This window comes from Streptomyces sp. NPDC048275 (assembly GCF_040652275.1).
Classification (GTDB): Bacteria; Actinomycetota; Actinomycetes; order Streptomycetales; family Streptomycetaceae; genus Streptomyces.
Genome location: NZ_JBEZLR010000031.1, coordinates 66,121 through 84,710 on the forward strand (window position 1 = coordinate 66,121; position 18,590 = coordinate 84,710).

Below are 18,590 nucleotides of genomic sequence, written 5' to 3' on the forward strand. Positions count from 1 at the left end.
GCAGTCCCGGCAGGGACCGGGTCAGGCGACCTTCTTCGCGTTCTCGATGGCCTCGGCGAGGTTGTCGAGGAGCGGGGTGCACTTGTCGTACGACACGATCGGCTCGGGGGAGCGGGCGATGACCTGGCCGGCCTTCACGGCGGGCAGCTTCTTCCAGGTGGCCTCGGTGATGTCGGCCGGCTGGGTGGTCGAGCTGCGGTCGTCCATGATGATGATGTCGGCCGGGTACTTGTCGACGTTCTCCCAGCTCAGGTTCTCGAACCAGCCGCCGCTGGCCTTCAGGGCCTTGGCGGAGGGCTCGACGATGTTCACGCCGAGCGCCTTGAAGTACTCCAGGTCGATGGAGAAGTTCGAACCGGAGACGTAGAAGATCTCGTCGGAGGCGGAACCGGCGAGGACCTTGATCTCCGGGCGGGCCTTGGCCGCCGCCCGGAGCCGCTCGGCGGCCGTCTCGAACTTCTTCTTCGCCTCGACGATCTCGGCGGACTTCACGTCGGCGCCGAGAGACTCGGCGAGCGCGAGCATGCGCTGCAGCGACTCGGGCATCTGGCGGTCGTAGACGGAGATGCCGACACTCGGGGCGAGCTTGAGGATCTTGTCCTTGGACTCCTCGGGGACGTACCAGAGGGTGCCCGCGTCGTCGAACATCGTGGAGATCAGCACGTCGGGCGCGAGGGCCGCGTACTTCTCGATGTTGAACTGGCCCCAGGCGTTGCCGAGGACCGTCAGCTTGCTGACGTCCATGTCGCCGGCCTGGACATCGGCCTTGCCGTCGGCGGTCGTGGTCGGGCCGAAAACGCCCTTGACCTCGATGCCGTAGTCGTACAACGCGGCGGCGACACCGGTGAAGGCGACGATGTTCGCCGGGGTCTTGTCCAGCTTCACGGTCGTGTCGCGGTCGTCCTTGAAGGTCCAGGGGCCGGACTTGGCGCTGGCGGCCTTCGTCGAGTCCGAGCCACCGCTTTTCGAGTCGGTGTCGTCGCCGCAGGCAGCGAGCACGGCGCCGAGGCCGAGGGCGCCGCCGGCGGCGAGGATGCCGCGACGGGTGAGGTGGGTGGCACGGGCGTTGGACATGAGTGTGGCTGCTTTCGGCACGGGGCGGAGCGCCGCCCGCGGGACAAGTTCGAAGGTAGGTTAGCCTAACCTCACAGCTTGTCCAGGGGTGGGTGGCCTGTTTGCGAGGATCACTCCTTGGCTGGAAACAGGGTGAGGCTTCCGTCCGTTGGTGCGGATTCCACTCCGTCTCGCAGTACGGGCGAGACCCGCAGTGGTTCGCCGGGTCGTACGACGACGACGGCCATCGGGGGCGCCGCGCGCTCCTGGGGATCCGTGCGGGACCGGTTCTCGATCCGGATGCGGTCAACCCTTTCGCTCACCAGGAGTTCGTACACGCGGACGAGTTCGTCATCGTCCTCTCCTGTGCCGGTGAAGACCCTGGAATCGGACTCCGACAGCACGGTCAGCGCTGCGCCGGACAGGATTTCCGCCATGACGGAAGGGTCCTCCGGATCGAACCCGACGATCTCCCCGGAGAGGTGTTCCGGGAGCATCCAGCGCTGGTCCTCACCCTTGAGGGAGTAGTAGATCTCGCTCGCGGCGAACCCGTCGTCCCTACGGTGCAGAAGAAGGACGAATCCGAGGCGACCGTCGGTCCAGACATCGACGGCGACGGGGCCGACGCGGAGATCGAGGGGGTGCCGGTGCGCGGTGGAAGCTGTGTCGGACGGGGTGTGTGGTCCCTGTTCGAGGGCGGCCGCCGCGATGTGCGCCATGGAGGTGTTCATTTTTCGGCCTTGGGGTGTTGTGGAGCGGTCTCCGACACGAGGTGAGCCAGCTGACGCAGACGCTGGTAGTAGGCGAGGTCCTCTGCTTCGTTGAGGAACGGCAGAACCTGGTCCAGGTCTGCGAGGCAGGCGCGCAGGATCCTGTGGCGCCCTCTGTCGAGAGAGCCGTCGTGGTTCAGCCAGGTGGACACGCACCCGGCGATGTCGGCGTCGAGCAGCATCATGTCGATGCCTGCCCGATCCGCACCGTGCAGTCCGGCGGGGAAAGGCGCGTGCAGGTGTTCCTGCCACAAGCGGGCTGCGGCGGCTTCGTGCTCAGCGGCTTTGTTCATGCGACTCATCTTCGTGCGGCGTTCCCCGCGGCGGGTGCTGTTCACCTGCTCGGGCGGCGGTGGCGGATGAGTGCTGCTGCTGTGACGACGAAGGCTCGGGGGCGCGGGGCGGGGGGCAGCCACTGGTGTGGTGGCCGCGGAGCTCGAACCAGACGTGCTTTCGGCCGTAGGGATGGGCCGGTGTGACGCCCCACGCCTGTGCCAGAGCTTGGACCAGGAGTAACCCTCGTCCGTGTTCCCCGTCCCACGCGGTGTCGAGCGGCGCGAGATGGACGGCCGGGTTGTCGTCGTAGACCGCGACCCGTACGCCGTCGGGGAGGACTGCGGTCTCCATGTCGATGGTGGGGGAGGTGGTGTGGAGTAGGGCGTTGGTGACGACCTCGGAGACGAGGGTGCGGGCTGTGTCGGCGAGGTCGGGGGTGTGGCCGTTCGTGGCGAGGAGTAGGGCGACGGTATCTCGGCAGATCTTTGGGGTGAGGGGGGAGTTGGGGGTGGTGAGGTGGTAGGTCTGGGGAGTGCTGAGGGTGGTATGCGTCATGGCCTGAACTCCTGTGATGTGTATGGGTGTTGCGCGGTTGGCCACCGTGGCTTGGGCACCGGGGGGTGACTGCTCTGCGGGTTCACTGGCGTGTCGCGCTCTGACCGTTTTGAAGGTAGGGGCAACCTTGCAGTGGGGCAAGGTTGTCTCTTTGGTTTCACCCGAGCGAGTGGACCGGTTCCTCGCAAAACGGCAGACTCGGACGCCGAGAGGAATGGAACCCATGCCACTGAGAGACAGCCCCTCCGCCCGTCAGGTCCGACTGGGCGCGGAGCTACGGAAGTTGAGAGAGGCTGCGGGGAAGACCGCGCGCGAGGCGGCAGGTTTGCTGTCGAACGACCAGGCCAAGATCAGCCACATCGAGGCGGGGCGCCTCGGTGTCAGCGAGGAGCGGATCCGGCGGCTGGCGGTGTTCTACTCGTGCGACGACGCGCCGCTGGTCGACGCGCTGTGCGCCATCGCGCGGGAGTCCCGGGGACAGGGTTGGTGGGATGCGTATCGCGGGATTCTGTCCCCCGGCTTCCTGGACGTTGCCGAACTGGAGCACCACGCAACGTACTTGCGAGCGCTGCAGCCCATGACGCTGCCCGGCGTCTTCCAGACGGAGGAGTACACGCGGGCGCTGTACGGTGGCCACATCCCGCCGCTCCCCGCCAATGAGGTGGATGTTCGGGTGGAGTTCAGGCTGAAGCGCCGCCGGCTCTTCGAGCGTGAGGTGCCGCCGTCCTTCACGGTGGTCATCCATGAGGCGGCCCTGCGGATGCGCATCGGCGGACGTGGGGTGACACGAGAGCAGCTCGGCCGTCTGCTGGAGGTCTCCGAGTGGCCTGCCGTCGTTCTGAAGGTGATCCCCTTCGCCAGCGAGGACTTCGTGGAGGCGACACAGCCGGTCTTCTACGCCGGGGGGATCGTGCCCCAGCTGGACACCGTCCAGGTGGACAGTGCCGTGGGGGGTGTCTTCCTCGGCATGGGCACCCAGCTCAAGAGGTACGGCACGCTGCTGGACCTCGCGGAGCGAGCTGCGCTCGAAGCCGGGCCCTCTCGCCAATTCATCCACGACATCGCACGAGAACTGTGAGGCCCACACCATGTCTGTGCAGTGGCAGAAGTCGTCCTTCTCCGGTGCCGGCGGCGAAAACTGCGTAGAGCTGGCCCGCGCCGAACCCCACCTCTTCCTCCGCGAGAGCGACGTCCCCGGCGAGGTTCTTGCCCTGACCGCCGGCGGCTTGCTGGCCCTGATACGACACTTCAAAACCGCGGGTCAGTCTCCGTGACCCCTCAGTCCCCGTGACCTGTCAGTCTCCGTAACCCCTCGGTCGCCGTGCTTCCGTGCGCCGTGCCGACCTCCCTTGACGCCGATGAGCCTGACCTTGAGGCTCGTGCACGCTCGTGCAACCCACTCGACGGCGGGAGCGACCGTGACCCTGAAGTTCCTCGGCATCATCCCCAACACGCCGACGGACGAGTCCCCGACGATCTGGCTTCACAAGGAGACGGGAGATCTTCTGATCCAGTCGTACAAGGCGACCGAGGAGGAGGTGAAGGAGTGCCAGGAGGTTGGTTCGATCCCCGGTCACTCCACGGACGTACCGGACCACGAGACGATCGTCAGGCTTCCGGCGGTCATGCTGAAGTACATCCCCCGCTCGGACGACGGCAACGGAGAGACGGCAAGTGCAACCACCAGCGCGTAACGCCCTGGCGAAGGCCCGACGCTCAGCCGTGCACCTTGAGTTGCGCGACAGCTACATGCTGGACGACCCCGAGTTCATCGCGTGGCAGCAGGGCAAGCGCCTTGATCCCGGTGACCGCTCCTCGTGGTGGGGCGGCTGGCATGACGCGGTGCGCGATGCGGTCACCCGCGGCGTAGTGGTCCGGCGTGTCCGCATCATCTCTGAGCCGATCAGTGACTATGTGCGGTACGAGTACGACGGCACGTTCACCAACATCGCTGCGGGTGAGCTGGTGCGATGGCTGCCGAGGCGGGGTGCGACCGATCTTGCGTTGCCCGGTACGGACTTCTGGGTGTTCGACGGCGCACAAGCGCTCTTTCACCACTTCACCGGGGATGGGCAGTTGGACGAGGACGGCCGGGAGTACGCGGACGATCCCACGCGGGTGAAGCTGTGCGCCGATGCCTTCGAGGCAGTGTGGCAACGAGCGATCCCTCATGAGGAGTACCGGCCCCGCTGACCTGTCGCGACCATGGCTGTCTCCCCTTCCTCAAGCGCTCAGCAGGCCCGGCAGGCCCTGGCTGATCGCCTCGCTGAGCTGTGCCGGGATGCTGGACTGTCCGGGCGTACTGTGGCGGAACGATGCGGCTGGCATCCGTCCAAGTCGTCCCGGATCATGAACGGCCGTACGCCCCCATCGGCGGACGACATCCGGGCATGGTGCCGAGCGTGCGGGACGGAGGATCAGGCCGCCGATCTGATTGCCTCGCTGCGGACAGCCGAGGGCATGTGGGTTGGCTGGCGGCGTATGGAGCGCGCCGGGCTCAGACAGGCGCAGGCAGCACGCTTGCCGTTGTTCGAGCGCACCCACCGTTTTCGTTCGTACTCGTCCTGGCTCGTGCCGGGCTTGATCCAGACGTACGGCTACACCGAAGCCGTGTTGCGGGCTGTTCAGCGCCGCAGGGTCGAGGTGGATGACGTGTCCGAGGCGGTGGCCGTCCGCATGGAACGTCAGCGTGTGCTGTACGAGGGGACCGACGGTTCGCATTCCTCGTCGAGGAATCGGTCCTGCGTAACGGACTCTGCGGGGCGGACGCGATGATCGGACAGCTCGGTCACCTGCTGACGGTCGGCTCAATGCCCAACGTCAGCTTGGGTGTGGTGCCCATGGGGCCGGATCGTTCCAGGATGCCGGTAGAGGGCTTCTGGATCTTCGACACGGAACAGGTCAACGTCGAGTTGGTCTCCGGCCATCTCACGATCACGCAGCCCAGCGAGGTGAGTGCGTACGCCGACACCTTCGCGGAGCTGGCCGACCTGGCCGTCTACGGCGGGAACGCTCGTGCGCTGATCACGGCGGCCATGGACTCGCTCGGGTGATTGCCGTGCAATCCCATGCAACACCGTGGACCAGCAACTCTCCCTCTTCCTACGTTCGTTGCACCGAGCGAACCAGCCGAGGAGGCCCCATGGAGACGCAGAAACCGCAGGACTACCGCCTGACCGAGCTGCCGGTCGAACCCGCCGCAGTGCCGGGCTGCGCGTTCTGCCTGTCTCTCGTGGTCGCCAGGCAGAACGCGCGTTCCAAGAGCGACTACAGCGGGGTGTCCGATTGCAACGTCGAACTGCGGGAGCATCACGCGGAGGCACACTGATGCGGGGCGGCCCGACGAGGGTCGCCGTACCCCCTGCGGGCCGGACGAATCAGCCCACGAGCCCCAACTCCCGCGCGATCAGCATCCGCTGCACCTCGCTCGTGCCCTCGCCGATTTCGAGGATCTTGGAGTCGCGCCACATGCGGGCGACCGGGTACTCGTTCATGAAGCCGTAGCCGCCGTGGATCTGGGTGGCGTCGCGGCGTTGTCGACGGCGATGGTGGAGGAGTAGAGCTTGGCCAGGGCCGCTTCCTTCTTGAAGGGTTCGCCGCTGACGAGACGGGACGCGGCGTCGCGCCAGGCGAGGCGGGCGGTGTGGGCCTTCATCTCCATGTCGGCGATCTTGAACTCGGGAGCTGCCCATGGCCGCTCTTTTCGGAGGGCTGGCAGACGACGTGGCCGTTCTCCATCTGGGGTGGACTCCGCCGATATCGCCTCGGGCGTGTGGTGTGTAACCAGCGCCCCTGCCCCCCCGTCTGACGGACATTGCCGGGCCTTCCGTGTGTGCGGGCGACGCAGCACGGGCGTTGGGGGCCCACAGGTGGCGTTGGTCACCCTGCCGAGGGGCCGACCCAGAACAGTGTGATCAACATTGTCACAACAGTGCGCGCGATGTTGTTTTCCGGCAGGTGTCCCGCACCGCGCATTCCGACCACGAGGCCCGCCGAGCCGACCGGCCCAGCATGAACGTCGCACTCCCGTACGCGATGTCAACTTCCGGTGACCGTCCGTAAGTTGGAGGCCGAAATGCTCGTAGCCGCGCCTCCTGACCTGCAGGGGAATCCGACTCGGCGGAGCACACCGCATCGTGAGTGCCACTCACTGCACAGCCCACACGATCACAGTATTACGATGCATCCAGCGTCGCCCCGCAGTCGGCACGCGGTGTCCTCACACTTACTCGCGTGAATGCAGGGACGCGGCATGACGGTCACTCCGTTGTCGTCGAGTGACGGTCGCCGACGATTCCATCGGACCGGGCGGCGCCCACCGATCTCAGAGCAGAAAGACTCGGATGCGCATCAAGAACGTGAGCCTCGTGCTCGCAGGCTCTGCCGTGCTGGCCACCCTGGCAGCTTCCCCGGCCGGCGCAGCTCCCTCCGCACTGCCCAATCCTTCTGTCACCGGTGTCCTCAACGTGCAGAAGCAGGCCCTGGCCAACGGGGCGCCCGGTGCCCTCACCCGCATCGACTCGGGCAACTCGAGCTACCGCATCTCGACGGGGCAGGCGGACACCGCCACCCACGCCGCGATGGACGCCGACCGCAGGTTCCGGGTCGGCAGCGTCAGCAAGAGCTTCACCACGGTGGTGCTCATGCAGCTCGTCGCCGAGGGGCGTATCGACCTCGACGCCTCGGCGAACACCTACCTCACGAAGCCGCTGCCGGACGACCGCATCACCGTGCGGCACCTGCTCAGCCACCGCAGTGGTCTGTGGGACTACACCAACGACATGTTCTACTACACGGTCCCGGGCTTCGAGGCCGTACGGAACAAGGTGTTCACCTACCAGGAGCTGATTGACCTCTCGACGGCCCACAAGGTGAACAACGAGCCGGGAGCCGCCTACAGCTACTCCAACACCAACTTCGTGGTGATGGGCCAGCTCATCGAGAACGTCACGGGTACGCCGATGGCCACCCACTACCAGCAGCGCATCTTCGGGCCGCTGAAGCTGAAGAACACCTCGTACGTGCACCCGCAGACCACCATCTCCGGTTCCTACGCACGCGGTTACCTGCGCCAGGACGACACCACGCTGCCGCTGGTGGACTCCACCGAGCAGACCGTCTCGTGGGGGCAGTCGGCCGGCGCGGTCATCTCCAACTCGGCCGACCTCAACCGCTTCTTCTCCTCCCTCGTCTCCGGCAAGCTCGTCCCTGCGGCCCAGCTGCAGGAGATGATGAGCATGGTCCCGGTCAACGCGGACGGCACCCAGTTCTACGGACTCGGCCTGCGCGCCCGCAAGCTGTCCTGTGGCGTGACGGTGTACGGCCACACGGGCACCGTCCAGGGCTACTACACGTACGCCTTCACCACGGCCGACGGCAAGCGCAGCATGACGTCCATGGCCAACACCTCCAACAACGGAACCGTCAACACGATCCTCGGCGGCACGCTGGAGGCGGCGTTCTGCGGCACCTCCGTCGCCAAGACGAGCAAGTTCGCGCCCTCCGCGGCCGAGGGGTTCACCGAGGACATCGCTCCTCAGGTGGTCCGCCCTTGAGCGGTCCTGCCCTGATGGGTACGTGACCGGACTCCGGTGACAGACCGACGGGCCCCCGCAACGGCCTTCCAGGCCGTGGGCGGGGGCCCGTTCGTCGACCAGAGTGTGCGGGCCCGGGACTCGCCCAGACCGATCTCGGTGTATTCGGCCCGACCCGCCACGGTCTTGTCGCTCGTGGTGGCGAGCGCTGTCGCCAGTGCGTCCGGTATCACCGGGAGGGCCGTGTCCTTGGCGTGGGTGAGCGCGGAGAAGACGGCCAGGGGAATGTCCTGTGCGGCCTCCTCCGGGTCGGTGATCGCGGGGAGGTTGTCGGGGCCCAGGAGCAGTGGGTAGACGGCCATGCTGGTGTGGATGGGCGGGCCGATGCGGATGGGTTCCGCGGCCCAGGATGCCGTGGCCTTGTCCTGGCACACGACGAGCAGGATCGGTGGCAGGTGGTACGTGGCGTACAGATGTGCGAGGTAGTACGTCCAGCTGTTGAGCTTGGGATCCGTTTCCGTGGCCGGGCGGTGCAGGCTTCAGCCGATTGGGTGACTTTGCCCCTGTCCTATGCCGGAGAGTGCGACTTTCGCGAATTGCTCCAGCCCGGTGGAGAGCCCGGCCGGGTCAGCCCACCAGCCCCAACTCCCGCGCGATCAGCATCCGCTGCACCTCGCTCGTGCCCTCGCCGATTTCGAGGATCTTGGAGTCGCGCCACATGCGGGCGACCGGGTACTCGTTCATGAAGCCGTAGCCGCCGTGGATCTGGGTGGCGTCGCGGGCGTTGTCGACGGCGATGGTGGAGGAGTAGAGCTTGGCCAGGGCCGCCTCCTTCTTGAAGGGTTCGCCGCTGACGAGACGGGACGCGGCGTCGCGCCAGGCGAGGCGGGCGGTGTGGGCCTTCATCTCCATGTCGGCGATCTTGAACTGGATGGCCTGGTTCGCGCCGATCGGGCGGCCGAAGGCGTGGCGTTCCTTGGCGTACTTCACCGACTCGTCGACGCAGCCCTGCGCGAGGCCGGTCGCGAGGGCCGAGATCGCGATGCGGCCCTCGTCCAGGATCCGGAGGAACTGGGCGTAGCCGCGGCCCTCGGTGCCGAGCAGGTTCGCGGCGGGGACGCGGACGTCGGCGAAGGAGAGTTCACGGGTGTCCGAGGCGTTCCAGCCCACCTTGGAGTAGGGCGCGGCGACCGTGAAGCCGGGCGTGCCGGACGGGACGATGATCGCGGAGATCAGCGGCTTGCCGTCGGGCGTCCGGTCCGTCACCGCGGTGACCGTCACCAGACCCGTCACGTCCGTACCGGAGTTGGTGATGAAGCACTTGGTGCCGTTGATCACCCACTCGTCGGTCTCCGGGTCGAGGCGGGCCGTCGTGCGCGTCGCGCCCGCGTCCGAGCCGCCGTCCGGTTCCGTGAGGCCGAACGCGCCGAGGATCTCGCCGGAACAGAGGCGGGGGAGCCACTCCTGCTTCTGCGCCTCCGTGCCGAAGAGGTGGATGGGCATCGCGCCGAGCGAGACGCCCGCCTCCAGGGTGATGGCCACGGAGGAGTCCACGCGGGCGAGCTCCTCCAGCGCCAGGCCGAGCGCCAAGTAGTCGCCGCCCATGCCGCCGTACTCCTCCGGGAACGGCAGCCCGAACAGTCCCATGCGGCCCATCTCCCGCACGATCTCGTACGGGAACTCGTGCCGCTCGTAGAGGTCGCCGATCTTCGGCGCCACGACGTCGTGCGCGAACTCCTCCACCGTGCGGCGGAGTTCCTCGAGTTCGGGGGAGAGGCGGTGGTCCAAGGGCATGGGGATCACTCCTGGTGGGAGAGGGCGCGGACGGTGCGGGACGGGCTGGGTCGGCCCAGTTGTTCGGCCATCCACACGCTGGTGGCGGTGAGGCGGTCGAGGTCGACTCCGGTGTCGATGCCGAGGCCCTGGAGCATCCACACGAGGTCTTCGGTGGCGAGGTTGCCGGTGGCGGACTTGGCATAGGGGCAGCCGCCGAGGCCGCCCGCGGAGGCGTCGATCGTGTTCACGCCGTGCTGGAGCGCGGCGAAGGTGTTCGCGAGCGCCTGGCCGTACGTGTCGTGGAAGTGCACGCCGATCACACTCGTCGGCACGCCCTCCTCGTTCAGTTCGGCCAGCAGGTCCTGGACGTGGCCCGGCGTCGCCACGCCGATCGTGTCGCCGAGGCTCAGCTCGTCGCAGCCCATGTCCCTCAGGGACTTGCAGACGCGCACGACCTGGTGGATGGGGACGGCGCCCTCCCAGGGGTCGCCGAAGCACATCGAGAGATAGCCGCGGACGTGCACCTTGTCCGCCTTGGCCCGGGACACCACCGGGTCGAACATGGCCAGGGCCTCGTCGAGGCCGCGGTTGAGGTTGGCCTTCGCGAAGGACTCGGTCGCACTGGCGAACACGGCCACGCGGCGGGCGCCGAGGGCCAGCGCCCGATCCAGACCGCGTCCGTTCGGTACGAGGACGGGAAGGTGCACGCCCGGCAGCTCCCGCACGAGCGGGAACAGCTGCTCCGCGTCCGCGAGCTGGGGCACCCACTCGGGGTGGACGAAGCTGGTGGCCTCGATGGTGGTCAGGCCCGCGTCGGCGAGGCGGCGGATGAACTCCGCCTTCACCTCCGTGGGGACCGCGCCCTTCTCGTTCTGCAGGCCGTCGCGCGGGCCGACCTCGTGGATGCGCACCCGGGCGGGCAGATCCTGGGCCGGTACGACCATGGGAAGCCTCTGCGCGGTCATTCCGCCTCCTCGTGCGGCGCGATCACGGCCAGCACCTGGTCCATGGCGACCGTGGTGCCCGGGGTGACGTCCAGTTCGCTGACGGTCCCGGCGTGCGGGGCGGAGATGACGTGCTCCATCTTCATCGCCTCGACCACCAGCAGGCTCTGCCCGGCGGTCACCTCGTCGCCGACGGCCACCTTCACGACGGTCACCGTGCCGGGCATGGGCGCGGTGAGCGAGTCGGCACCGGCGTGCGCCGCGCCGCTGAGGGAGGCGGCCACGGGGTCGTGGTCGCGCACATGCCAGGCATCGCCGTCGCGGCCGAGCCAGGTGCCTTCCGGCAGGGCGGCGAAGGTGTGGGTGGCGCCGGCGAGCCGGAAAGTGAACCGGGACGCGGTGCGCCCGCCGGCGGGCGTGGGGAGAGACCCCCGGAGGGGCTGCTCTTCGCCGTCGAGCAGCAGCTCGACGCCGCCGTCCGCCGTGCCGCGCACGCGGACGGTCACGGGATCGTGCCCCGGCAGCCGCAAGTGGTGAGCCGTCCAGGCGCGCTCGCCGCCCAGGCGCCAGCCGTCCGGCACGGAGAACGGATCGACCCAGCCGGTGGCCCGGGGGCCGAGGGCCGCCTGGCGCAGCAGCGCCGCCGCCGCGTACACCTCCGTCGGGACCGCCTGCGCAGCGAGTTCGTCCGCCTCCCGCTCCACCAACCCCGTGTCCAAGTCCCCCGCCACCACCGCCGGATGGGCCAGCAGTCGGCGCAGGAACCCCGCGTTCGTCTGCACCCCCAGCGTGACCGTCTCCGCGAGGGCGGCCCGGAGCCTGCGCAGCGCGGTCGCGCGATCGGGGCCGTACGCGATGACCTTGGACAGCATCGGGTCGTACAGGCTGCCGACCTCCGTGCCCTCACTCAGCCCCGAGTCGGTGCGCACGCCGTCGCCCTGCGGTTCGCGCAGGGAGACCACGGTGCCGCCGGACGGAAGGAAGCCTCGGGAGGGGTCCTCCGCACAGATGCGCGCCTCCACCGCGTGCCCCGTGAGCGTGATGTCCTCCTGGCCGTACGGGAGTCGCTCGCCCGCCGCCACCCGCAGCTGCCACTCCACCAGGTCGAGCCCGGTGATCAGCTCGGTGACCGGGTGCTCCACCTGGAGGCGGGTGTTCATCTCCATGAAGTAGTACGAGGAGGGGTCGCGGCCGGGGACGATGAACTCGACCGTGCCCGCGCCCTCGTACCCGCAGGAGCGGGCCGCCTGGACCGCCGCCTCGCCCATCGCGGCGCGCGTGCCGGTGTCGAGGAGCACGCTCGGCGCCTCCTCGATGATCTTCTGGTGGCGCCGCTGGAGGGAGCATTCGCGCTCGCCCAGGTGGACGACATTGCCGTGGCCGTCCGCCAGGACCTGGATCTCGATGTGCCGGGGGCGGTCGATCCAGCGTTCGACGAGGAGGGTGTCGTCGCCGAAGGAGGCGCGGGCCTCGCGGCGGGCGGCGGCGAGCTCGTCGGGCAACTCCTCCGGAGCTCTCACCAGCCGCATGCCCTTGCCGCCGCCGCCCGCCGACGGCTTCAGCAGCACCGGCATGCCGATCTCCCGGGCGGCGTCGGCCAACTCCGCGTCCGTGAGCCCGCTGCCGAAGGAGCCGGGGACGACCGGGACCCCGGCCGCCCGCACCGTCTCCTTCGCGCGGATCTTGTCGCCCATCAGGGAGATCGCCTCGGCGGGCGGGCCGATGAAGACCAGCCCCGCCTCGGCGCACGCGCGCGCGAAGGGCGCGTTCTCCGCGAGGAAGCCGTACCCCGGGTGCACCGCCTGTGCGCCCGTCCGTGCCGCCGCCTCCAGGAGCCGCTCCACGGACAGATAGCTCTCTGCGGCCGGCGCCGGACCGATCCGTACCGCCGTATCCGCCTCGCGTACGTGCCGGGCGTCGGCGTCGGCGTCGGAGAAGACGGCCACGGAGCGCACGCCGAGCGACCGCAGCGTACGGATGATCCGGACGGCGATCTCGCCCCGGTTGGCGACAAGGACTGTCTCGAACATTCCCACCCTCACATCCGGAAGACGCCGAAGCCTGGTTCACCCAGGGGCGCGTTGGCGCACGCGGTCAAGGCCAGCCCCAGCACCTGCCGGGTCTCCAGCGGGTCGATCACGCCGTCGTCCCAGAGACGGGCCGTCGCGTAGTAGGCGCTGCCCTGCCGCTCGTACTGCGCGCGGATCGGGGCCTTGAAGGCGTCCTCGTCCTCGGCGGGCCAGGACTCGCCGCGCGCCTCCAACTGGTCGCGCTTGACGGTCGCGAGGACGGACGCGGCCTGCTCGCCGCCCATCACGGAGATCTTGGCGCCCGGCCACATCCACAGGAAGCGCGGCGAGTAGGCCCGGCCGCACATCGAGTAGTTGCCCGCGCCGTACGAGCCGCCGATCACGACCGTGAGCTTCGGGACTCTCGTGCACGCCACCGCCGTCACCATCTTGGCGCCGTGCTTGGCGATGCCCCCCGCCTCGTACTGACGACCCACCATGAACCCGGAGATGTTCTGCAGGAACACCAGCGGGATGCCGCGCTGGTCGCACAGCTCGATGAAGTGGGCGCCCTTCTGGGCGGATTCGGAGAACAGGATGCCGTTGTTGGCGACGATCCCGACCGGGTGGCCATGGAGACGGGCGAAGCCGGTGACGAGGGTCTGCCCGAACTCCGCCTTGAACTCCGAGAAACGCGAGCCGTCCACCACGCGCGCGATGACCTCGCGCACGTCGTAGGGGGTGCGGGAGTCGACCGGCACCGCGCCGTACAGCCCGTACGGGTCGACCTTGGGCTCGACCGTCTCGGAGACGGCCCACGGCAGGGGTCCGCGCGCGGGAAGCGTGGCCGCGATGTTCCGTACGATCCGCAGCGCGTGCGCGTCGTCCTCCGCGAGGTGGTCGGTCACGCCCGACACGCGCGCGTGGACCTCTCCGCCGCCGAGTTCCTCGGCCGTGACGACCTCTCCCGTCGCGGCTTTCACCAGGGGCGGGCCGCCGAGGAAGATCGTGCCCTGATTGCGCACGATCACGGCTTCGTCGCTCATGGCGGGCACATACGCTCCGCCCGCCGTGCACGAGCCGAGCACCGCCGCGATCTGCGCAATCCCCGCCCCCGACATCCGCGCCTGGTTGTAGAAGATCCGCCCGAAGTGCTCGCGGTCGGGGAAGACCTCGTCCTGCATGGGCAGGAAGGCGCCCCCGGAGTCGACGAGGTAGATGCAGGGGAGGCGGTTTTCGAGGGCCACCTCCTGGGCGCGCAGGTGCTTCTTCACGGTCATCGGGTAGTACGTGCCGCCCTTGACGGTCGCGTCATTGGCGACGATCACGCACTCGCGCCCGCTGACCCGGCCGATGCCGGCGATGACGCCCGCCGCCGGTGCCTGACCGTCGTACATCCCGTCGGCGGCGAGGGGAGCCAGCTCCAGAAAGGGCGACCCCGGGTCCAGCAGTGCATCGACCCGGTCGCGCGGGAGCAGCTTCCCGCGTGCGGTGTGCCGGTCGCGCGCCCGCTCGCCACCGCCCGCCCGGGCCGTGGCCAGCTTGCCGCGCAGTTCGTCCCCGAGGGCGCGATGGGCCGCCTCGTTGGCCCGCCAGGCCTCCGACGCGGGATCGGCCGCGCTCGTCAGCTCCGGTGCCTCATGCATCCTGCGGTCCCCTCACCCAGTCGTCAGCAGTCCGGTCAGCGGTCTTGCCCGCGGTCTTGTCAGCGGTCTCGTCCGCAGTCGATGAACCGAGTTAATGAGCGTTAACGCATGTCCTCCAGGTTAACGACCGCTAACCCCCCTGTCTAGAATTGCTTCCATGGCCACGAGAACCGACGCCCCCACCCGACGCGAGCAGATCCTCAAGGAGGCCGCCCGGCTGTTCGCCGAGCGCGGCTTCCATGGCGTCGGGGTGGACGAGATAGGGGCGGCCGTCGGCATCAGCGGCCCCGGTCTGTACCGGCACTTCGCGGGCAAGGACGCGATGCTCGCCGAGCTGCTGGTGGGGATCAGCGGGCAGCTCCTCACGGGCGGCAGGCGTCGGGCGGCGGAGGCCGACGGTGACCCCGAGGCGGTCCTCGACTCGCTCATCGAGGGGCACATCGACTTCGCGCTCGACGACCGCCCCCTGATCACCCTGCACGACCGCGAGCTGGACCGCCTCCGGGACAGCGACCGCAAGCTCGTGCGGCAGCTCCAGCGGCAGTACGTCGAGCTGTGGGTGGAGGTGGTCCGGGAGGTGTACACGGAGCTCGCCGAACCCACCGCCCGCTCGGCGGTGCACTCGGTGTTCGGGCTGCTGAATTCGACGCCTCACCTGGGACGACCGGGTTCCGTGCCGGGACGCGGGGCGACGGCGGCGCTGCTGCACCGGATGGCCCGGGGGGCCTTCGCGGCGGCGGGCGGCACGGAGTAGGCCGCTCGCCCCGGATCCGGCGGATCTGCGGGAGCCGACGTGACGAGCGTTACGGCTCCACCCCCCTGGACGCCCGTCTGTACTCGCCGGTACGGTGGTCTGAGCAAGCGCTTAGTCGTTGGTGACCGCAACCACCAATTGAGGAACCCCGACGGCGAGCAACCACATACGCGAGAGCGGCGCCGGCTTAGGCGCAGGGAGGTGTCGGCGTGCGCCGTACGGTGTTCAACGAGGATCACGAGGCGTTCCGGGAGACCCTGCGGGCCTTCATAGAGGCCGAGGTCGTCCCTGTCTACGACGAGTGGTTCGCCGCGGGCCAGGCGCCGCGCGACTTCTACTACAAGCTCGCCGAGCTCGGCGTCTTCGGTATCCGCGTGGACGAGGAGTTCGGCGGCGCGGGCATCGACTCGTACAAGTTCGAGGCCGTGATGTACGAGGAGACCGCCCGCGCGGGTGTCTCCTTCGGCGGCTCCGGTGTGCACGTGCTGCTCGGCCTGCCCTACATCAAGGCGCTCGCCACCGACGAGCAGAAGAAGCGCTTCCTGCCGAAGTTCGTCTCCGGTGAGGAGATGTGGGCCCTCGCGATGACCGAGCCGGGCACCGGCTCCGACCTCGCGGGCATGAAGACCACCGCGAAGCTCTCCGAGGACGGCACGCACTACGTCCTCAACGGCGCCAAGACCTTCATCACCGGTGGCGTGCACGCCGACCGTGTCATCGTCTGCGCCCGCACCTCCGCGCCGACCGCCGAGGACCGCCGCTTCGGGATCTCCCTGTTCGCCGTCGACACCAAGTCCGAGGGCTACTCCGTCGGCCGCAAGCTGGACAAGCTCGGCCTGAAGACCTCCGACACCGCCGAGCTGGCGTTCGTCGACGTGAAGGTGCCGGTCGAGGACCTGCTCGGCGAGGAGAACAAGGGCTTCTACTACCTCGGCGGCAACCTGCCCTCCGAGCGCTGGGGCATCGCGTTCGGCGCGTACGCACAGGCCAAGGCTGCCGTCCGGTTCGCCAAGGAGTACGTGCAGGAGCGCACGGTCTTCGGCAAGCCGGTCGCCCACTTCCAGAACACCAAGTTCGAGCTGGCCGCCTGCCAGGCCGAGGTGGACGCGGCCGAGGCCGTCGTCGACCGCGCGCTCGAAGCCCTCGACGCGGGCGAGCTGACCCCCGCCGAGGCCGCCAGCGCCAAGCTGTTCTGCACCGAGGTCGCGCACCGCGTCATCGACCGCTGCCTCCAGCTGCACGGCGGCTACGGCTTCATGAACGAGTACCCGATCGCCCGCCTGTACGCCGACAACCGCGTGAACAGGATCTACGGCGGGACCAGCGAGATCATGAAGTCGATCATCGCGAAGGACATGGGCCTGTAAGGTTCCCGAAATTACTGGCCAGTAAGAATGACTGCATGAGTCAGGCACTTCAGTCCCTGCTCGATCTCCTCGACCTTGAGCAGATCGAGCAGGACATCTTCCGCGGCCAGTCCCGGGCCGCCGTCATCCCGCGCGTCTTCGGCGGGCAGGTAGCGGCACAGGCACTGGTCGCCGCGGGGCGCACGGTCCCCGAGGACCGGTTCGCACACTCCCTGCACGCGTACTTCCTGCGCACCGGGGACGCCGGCGCACCCATCGTGTACTCGGTGGACCGCATCCGCGACGGCCGTTCCTTCACCACCCGCCGGGTGGTCGCGGTCCAGCACGGACAGCCGATCTTCCATCTCTCCGCGTCCTTCCAGACGTACGAGGAGGGCCTGGAGCACCAGGCCGACATGCCGCCCGCGCCCGACCCGGAGACGCTGCCCACGGCCGCCGAGCTGCTGCCGCGGTACGCCGACGTCATCGCCGACCCGGAGGTCGTGGAGCGCCTCCTGGAAGCCCGCGAGTCCGTCGACCTGCGCTACGTCGACGCGCCGCCCTACGGCACCGTCGGCGAGATCCGCGAACCGCACTCCCAGGTGTGGTTCCGCACCAACGGCAAGCTGGTCGACGACCCGCTTCTGCACGTCGTTCTCGCCACGTACGTCTCCGACATGACGCTCCTCGACTCCATCCTGCTCGCGCACGGGCGCGGCGGCTGGGTGACCGGCGACGTCGTCGGGGCCTCGCTGGACCACGCGATGTGGTTCCACCGCCCGTTCCGCGCCGACGAATGGCTGCTGTACGACCAGGAGTCGCCGTCGGCGTCCGGCGGGCGCGGGCTCGGGCAGGCCCGCATCTACACCCAGGACGGCCGACTGGCCGTTTCGGTGATCCAGGAGGGCGTGGTCCGGGTCCCGAGGTGAGCCGCTGGGTGCACCGTAGGAGAGTGCACGACTCGGATCACTGGTGAGGCGGGTCTACCTCGACCCGACGCCGGGGTATGCCCAGCGCCGGGAGGAGGGGTTGAACCCCTGGCCGTGACTACACCAGGCCCGCCTCGGAGAGCAGGTAGGCGGTCATCGGGTCGTAGAACCGCGGGCTGGTGACGTGGTCGTCGAGCGGGATCGTCACCTGTACGGTGCCCTCGGCCTCGGCGATGAACAGGGCCGGGTCGTTGCAGTCGGCGTAGCCCATGGAGTCGATGCCGAGCTGACCGGCGCAGCCCGCCCATCCGTGGTCGGCGACGACCAGGTCGGGCAGCGGACGGCCCTCGCGCTCCAGGCCGGTGAGGATCGCGCGCATCGGCTCGCCCGAATGGGTGTGCCACAGCGTGGCCCCGTGCTCGAGGACCGCGACGTCCGAGAACTGCATGACGTACCCCTCGTCCGTCTGCAGTCCGTCCGGAATGACGACGATCTCGCAGCCGGCGGTGCGCAGGGCGGCCGCGGTCGCGCGGTGCACATCCAGGAGCCCGCCGGGGTGGCCGGTGGCGAACAGCACGCGCTCCTTGCCCGCCGCCGCCTTGCGCAGCCGGGCCGCCATCCGGTGCAGGGCGTCGACCGTCAGCTCCGGGTCGATGGTGTCCTGTCCGTAGCGGTGCTCCGGGTCGTCGTTCACGCCGCACCGCTCCGCCATCACCGCGAGCACGTCCTGCTCATCGGTCCAGCGGTCACCGAGCTCCAGACCGAGCCACCAGTTGCGCTCGCCGTTCGCCAGCTTGCGGTAGTGGGAAAGGTTGTTCTCGCGGGGCGTGGCGACGTCGCCCGCGATACGGGTCCGTACGAGATGGTCGACAAGTTCGGCGCGGCTGGGAGTCCCGGGTATCGGCATGCCTCCCATTGTGCCGGGGCGCTCCGCCCGGGGCGCCCGTGTCCCGAGCCCTGGGACACGGGTCACTCGCGTGGTGCCGCCCCGCCCGGAG

At 69.0% G+C, this 18,590-nt stretch carries 19 protein-coding genes and 2 pseudogenes; 10 read left to right on the forward strand and 11 right to left on the reverse strand.

The window, feature by feature from the left end:
- Positions 1-21 precede the first annotated feature (21 nt).
- The 4 genes from AB0D57_RS20170 to AB0D57_RS20185 form a co-directional block, all read right to left on the reverse strand.
- Complete coding sequence (locus AB0D57_RS20170) at positions 22-1,074, reverse strand: ABC transporter substrate-binding protein (RefSeq protein WP_362074262.1); 1,053 nt, start codon at positions 1,072-1,074, stop codon at positions 22-24.
- 110 nt (positions 1,075-1,184) lie between these two features.
- The gene (locus tag AB0D57_RS20175) at positions 1,185-1,784 is read right to left on the reverse strand and encodes a hypothetical protein (RefSeq protein WP_362074265.1); all 600 of its coding nucleotides are present in this window, start codon (positions 1,782-1,784) and stop codon (positions 1,185-1,187) included.
- Complete coding sequence (locus AB0D57_RS20180; RefSeq protein ID WP_362074268.1) at positions 1,781-2,116, reverse strand: hypothetical protein; 336 nt, start codon at positions 2,114-2,116, stop codon at positions 1,781-1,783. The genes AB0D57_RS20175 and AB0D57_RS20180 overlap by 4 nt, the downstream gene beginning before the upstream one ends.
- Positions 2,100-2,654 carry an ATP-binding protein gene (locus AB0D57_RS20185; RefSeq protein WP_362074271.1) on the reverse strand — a complete coding sequence of 185 codons (555 nt, stop codon included), beginning with the start codon at positions 2,652-2,654 and terminating at the stop codon, positions 2,100-2,102. The genes AB0D57_RS20180 and AB0D57_RS20185 overlap by 17 nt, the downstream gene beginning before the upstream one ends.
- Positions 2,655-2,877: 223 nt before the next feature.
- Between AB0D57_RS20185 and AB0D57_RS20190 the strand changes: the two genes are divergently transcribed.
- The 6 genes and pseudogenes from AB0D57_RS20190 to AB0D57_RS20215 all read left to right on the forward strand — a co-directional run bounded on the left by AB0D57_RS20190 (position 2,878) and on the right by AB0D57_RS20215 (position 5,982).
- Positions 2,878-3,732, forward strand: coding sequence for a helix-turn-helix transcriptional regulator (locus AB0D57_RS20190; RefSeq protein WP_362074275.1), 855 nt, complete (start codon positions 2,878-2,880; stop codon positions 3,730-3,732).
- Positions 3,733-3,742: 10 nt separating this feature from the next.
- A complete protein-coding gene (locus AB0D57_RS20195) occupies positions 3,743-3,928 on the forward strand; it encodes a DUF397 domain-containing protein (RefSeq protein ID WP_362074278.1) in 186 nt (61 codons plus the stop codon).
- Positions 3,929-4,072: 144 nt separating this feature from the next.
- A complete protein-coding gene (locus tag AB0D57_RS20200) occupies positions 4,073-4,348 on the forward strand; it encodes a hypothetical protein (RefSeq protein WP_362074329.1) in 276 nt (91 codons plus the stop codon).
- On the forward strand, positions 4,329-4,847 hold the full coding sequence (locus tag AB0D57_RS20205) for a DUF6879 family protein (RefSeq protein WP_362074281.1): 519 nt from the start codon (positions 4,329-4,331) through the stop codon (positions 4,845-4,847). Before AB0D57_RS20200 ends, AB0D57_RS20205 begins: the two co-directional genes overlap by 20 nt.
- 12 nt (positions 4,848-4,859) lie before the next feature.
- A pseudogene (locus tag AB0D57_RS20210) lies at positions 4,860-5,707 on the forward strand (helix-turn-helix transcriptional regulator).
- 89 nt (positions 5,708-5,796) lie between these two features.
- The gene (locus AB0D57_RS20215) at positions 5,797-5,982 is read left to right on the forward strand and encodes a hypothetical protein (RefSeq protein ID WP_362074284.1); all 186 of its coding nucleotides are present in this window, start codon (positions 5,797-5,799) and stop codon (positions 5,980-5,982) included.
- A gap of 49 nt (positions 5,983-6,031) precedes the next feature.
- Here the strand turns inward: AB0D57_RS20215 and AB0D57_RS20220 are convergent.
- Positions 6,032-6,333 (reverse strand): annotated as a pseudogene (locus AB0D57_RS20220) (acyl-CoA dehydrogenase family protein); the annotation flags it as partial.
- A 664-nt stretch (positions 6,334-6,997) separates the two neighbouring features.
- Between AB0D57_RS20220 and AB0D57_RS20225 the strand changes: the two are divergent.
- Positions 6,998-8,209, forward strand: a complete 1,212-nt coding sequence (locus AB0D57_RS20225) for a serine hydrolase domain-containing protein (protein WP_362074287.1) — start codon at positions 6,998-7,000, stop codon at positions 8,207-8,209.
- On the opposite strand, the gene AB0D57_RS20230 is transcribed toward AB0D57_RS20225, so the two are convergent.
- From AB0D57_RS20230 to AB0D57_RS20250, 5 genes are all read right to left on the reverse strand, one after another.
- Positions 8,191-8,622 (reverse strand): hypothetical protein, encoded by a 432-nt coding sequence (locus AB0D57_RS20230; protein ID WP_362074290.1) that lies wholly within the window; start codon positions 8,620-8,622, stop codon positions 8,191-8,193. The genes AB0D57_RS20225 and AB0D57_RS20230 overlap by 19 nt on opposite strands.
- A 193-nt stretch (positions 8,623-8,815) precedes the next feature.
- Entirely contained in the window at positions 8,816-9,976 is a 1,161-nt protein-coding gene (locus AB0D57_RS20235) for an acyl-CoA dehydrogenase family protein (protein WP_362074332.1), read from the reverse strand.
- Positions 9,977-9,987: 11 nt separating this feature from the next.
- Positions 9,988-10,929 carry a hydroxymethylglutaryl-CoA lyase gene (locus AB0D57_RS20240; RefSeq protein ID WP_362074293.1) on the reverse strand — a complete coding sequence of 314 codons (942 nt, stop codon included), beginning with the start codon at positions 10,927-10,929 and terminating at the stop codon, positions 9,988-9,990.
- The gene (locus AB0D57_RS20245; RefSeq protein WP_362074296.1) at positions 10,926-12,938 is read right to left on the reverse strand and encodes an acetyl-CoA carboxylase biotin carboxylase subunit; all 2,013 of its coding nucleotides are present in this window, start codon (positions 12,936-12,938) and stop codon (positions 10,926-10,928) included. The genes AB0D57_RS20240 and AB0D57_RS20245 overlap by 4 nt, the downstream gene beginning before the upstream one ends.
- Before the next feature lie 8 nt (positions 12,939-12,946).
- Positions 12,947-14,563: a carboxyl transferase domain-containing protein gene (locus AB0D57_RS20250; RefSeq protein ID WP_362074299.1), complete on the reverse strand. Its 1,617-nt coding sequence runs from the start codon at positions 14,561-14,563 to the stop codon at positions 12,947-12,949.
- Between the two features lie 157 nt (positions 14,564-14,720).
- Between AB0D57_RS20250 and AB0D57_RS20255 the strand changes: the two genes are divergently transcribed.
- The 3 genes from AB0D57_RS20255 to tesB all read left to right on the forward strand — a co-directional run bounded on the left by AB0D57_RS20255 (position 14,721) and on the right by tesB (position 17,592).
- A complete protein-coding gene (locus AB0D57_RS20255; protein WP_362074302.1) occupies positions 14,721-15,317 on the forward strand; it encodes a TetR/AcrR family transcriptional regulator in 597 nt (198 codons plus the stop codon).
- A 209-nt stretch (positions 15,318-15,526) separates the two neighbouring features.
- Positions 15,527-16,684 (forward strand): acyl-CoA dehydrogenase family protein, encoded by a 1,158-nt coding sequence (locus AB0D57_RS20260; RefSeq protein ID WP_362074305.1) that lies wholly within the window; start codon positions 15,527-15,529, stop codon positions 16,682-16,684.
- A 35-nt stretch (positions 16,685-16,719) separates the two neighbouring features.
- On the forward strand, positions 16,720-17,592 hold the full coding sequence (gene tesB / locus AB0D57_RS20265) for an acyl-CoA thioesterase II (protein ID WP_362074308.1): 873 nt from the start codon (positions 16,720-16,722) through the stop codon (positions 17,590-17,592).
- Between the two features lie 118 nt (positions 17,593-17,710).
- Here tesB and AB0D57_RS20270 read toward each other — a convergent pair whose 3' ends face one another.
- On the reverse strand, positions 17,711-18,499 hold the full coding sequence (locus tag AB0D57_RS20270; RefSeq protein ID WP_362074311.1) for a phosphatase: 789 nt from the start codon (positions 18,497-18,499) through the stop codon (positions 17,711-17,713).
- Positions 18,500-18,590 lie beyond the last annotated feature (91 nt).